At 58.2% G+C, this 2,258-nt stretch carries 3 protein-coding genes; all 3 read right to left on the bottom strand.

Translation table 11 applies throughout. The annotated features are described in order from the left end of the window. Positions 1-108: 108 nt before the first annotated feature. Positions 109-507: a hypothetical protein gene (locus ABY948_RS12195; protein ID WP_461482805.1), complete on the bottom strand. Its 399-nt coding sequence runs from the start codon at positions 505-507 to the stop codon at positions 109-111. A 74-nt stretch (positions 508-581) separates the two neighbouring features. Continuing rightward, positions 582-1,397, bottom strand: a complete 816-nt coding sequence (gene xthA / locus ABY948_RS12200) for an exodeoxyribonuclease III (protein ID WP_461482806.1) — start codon at positions 1,395-1,397, stop codon at positions 582-584. A gap of 4 nt (positions 1,398-1,401) precedes the next feature. After that, positions 1,402-2,258 (bottom strand): carboxy terminal-processing peptidase (locus ABY948_RS12205; RefSeq protein ID WP_461482807.1); only part of this gene is annotated, 857 nt, incomplete at its 5' end.

Raw genomic sequence — 2,258 nt, forward strand, 5'->3', positions numbered from 1 at the left:
CGGATAGCAGGAAGTTTTCCAGGGGCTGCCTTGTCAGAACCTCACTCCTATCACTGTTTTCGTCGAGACTGATGGCGGGATTCTGCAACATCGTTTGGCGCCATTCAATCAATGGTGGCCGTGGAGCAATTCCGTAATCAGTATAGTGCCGCCAATAATGGCCAGATATTCTCCGGTGCGGCTGTCGTAGTAATGATGGTGGTCGTGGTGTCCCCGATAACCGGGATGGTAGCCGCAGCGATAGTATTTCGGATGAGGCTTCGCATAGTGCTTATCGTAGCGACCGTCATGGCGATAGTCGTGGCGATAGTCGTGGCGGTCATAGCCGCGATGGTCATAGTCACGACGATCATAGTCTCGAGTGCTGTAGTGGCGCACATCTTGCCGTTGCTCGTAGTGGTGACGGGCGGAGAAATTGCGGTTGTTATCGTAGTCCCTGGCTAGGGCCGGGGTGGCCATCAGTGCCAGGGAGCTAGTCAGAATGCTGATCAATGCGAGCTTTTTCATGGGGTTTCCCTCTGTCTCGTTGGTGTTCCTTAAAACGTGCGAGGCCGCCATCGGTTGACAGCGGAGGGCAATGATCAGCTGGCGGCAGACAGCCAGACGGGGCAGTGGTCGGAGGGCTTGGCCATGGCGCGGATCTGGTAGTCGATACCCGCATCCCGAGTCAGCGCCATAAAGGGTTTTGAGGCGAGCAGCAGGTCAATGCGCAAACCGCGTTTCACCGGCTGTTCGAAGCCGCGGCTGCGGTAATCAAACCAGCTGTAGCAGGGGGTTGGGTTGCCGGGGTGGAAATGATCGAAGCTGTCCACCAGCCCCCAGTTTTCAATGCGTTCCAGCCATTCCCGCTCTTCGGGAAGAAAACAGCACTTGCCGGTGCGCAGCCAGCGTTTGCGATTGTCTTCGCCAATGCCGATATCGCTGTCCAGGGGGGCGACATTCATGTCGCCCATCACCACCACCAGTTCATCCGGGTGATGGGTGCCGGCGATATGGTTGTAGAGGTCGGTGTAGAACTGACGCTTGGCGGGGAACTTGGTTGGGTGGTCGCGGCTTTCTCCCTGGGGGAAATAGCCGTTGTAGATGTGCAACGGTTGCTGGTGGTATTCAAAGCGGCCATACACCAGTCGTTTCTGGCTGTCGTCGTCATCCTGGGGGAAACCGCGCCTACCCTCCTGCAACGGCAGTCGGTAGAGCAGGGCGACGCCGTAGTGGCCCTTTTGTCCGTGGAACAGGGCGCCATATCCAAGTTTTTCGATGTCTCCCAAGGGGAACAGCTCATCGCTCACCTTGGTTTCCTGCAGGCCGATGATGTCCGGAGTATGTTGCTCGATCACCGCCGCCAGCTGGTGCATGCGGGCGCGCAGGCCATTGACATTAAAAGAGACAATTTTCACGGCGTCACGCTCGCTCAAACCGCATGTATGGTTGGGTGACCAGCAGCGATTTGGGCGCCAGCAGGCTCAGGTAATCCGCCAGGATATTACCTGTCTCGTACAACAGCGGATCGCGTTCGGAGAGCACGCGCTCCTCGGTGTCATCCGGATCGCGGGTCTCGCGCCACTTCTCCGCAGAGGGGTAGGGTTCCAACCCCTTGGCGGCGCGCCGCTTATTTTCCAGGTTGAGCATGGTCTGGTCGTGTTCGGCCAGTTCCTGGCGGCGCACAGCTTCATTCAACGAAATGGTTTTTTCCGCGCGGCGCTCGCGCATCAGCGCCAGCTCCTCATTGAGGTAGATCAGGTCGGGATCCTTTTGCTGGCGGTAGCTGTGGCGCTCTTTCAGGGTTTCCAGCGGGATATCGGTAAAGCTGTAGCGGCGGTGGGGGACTTCCGTAATCTGATCCCAGGGCAGGGCGTGTTTGTCGGCGCTTTCGCCCACCTCATCCTTGTCGTAAAAAGAGGGCAGTTCCACGTCCGGCACCACGCCGAGGTGTTGGGTGCTGTTACCGGAGACCCGGTAGAATTTTGATTCAGTCAATTTCAGCTGTCCCTGGCGAACCGGCAACTGAATCTGCACCGTGCCCTTGCCAAAACTCTGTGCGCCGATAATCAGGCCGCGATGGTAGTCCTGGATGGCGCCGGCAAAAATTTCCGAGGCGGAGGCGCTGAGGCGGTTGATCAGTACCACCAACGGCCCGCGATAGTAGGCATCGGCGTGGGAGCGGTGATTGCGCGATACCATCTGGTTTGAATAACGCACCTGCACCACCGGGCCGGGGTCGATAAACAGGTCGGTGAGGGTGGTGGCTTCCTGCAGGA

Origin of the sequence: Porticoccus sp., from assembly GCF_041592135.1 — a bacterium.
Classification (GTDB): Bacteria; Pseudomonadota; Gammaproteobacteria; order Pseudomonadales; family Porticoccaceae; genus Porticoccus.

Coding starts and splice junctions, on each gene's coding strand:
- ABY948_RS12195 (WP_461482805.1), bottom strand. CDS start 507: ATGAAAAAGCTCGCATTGATCAGCATTCTGACTAGCTCCCTGGCACTG.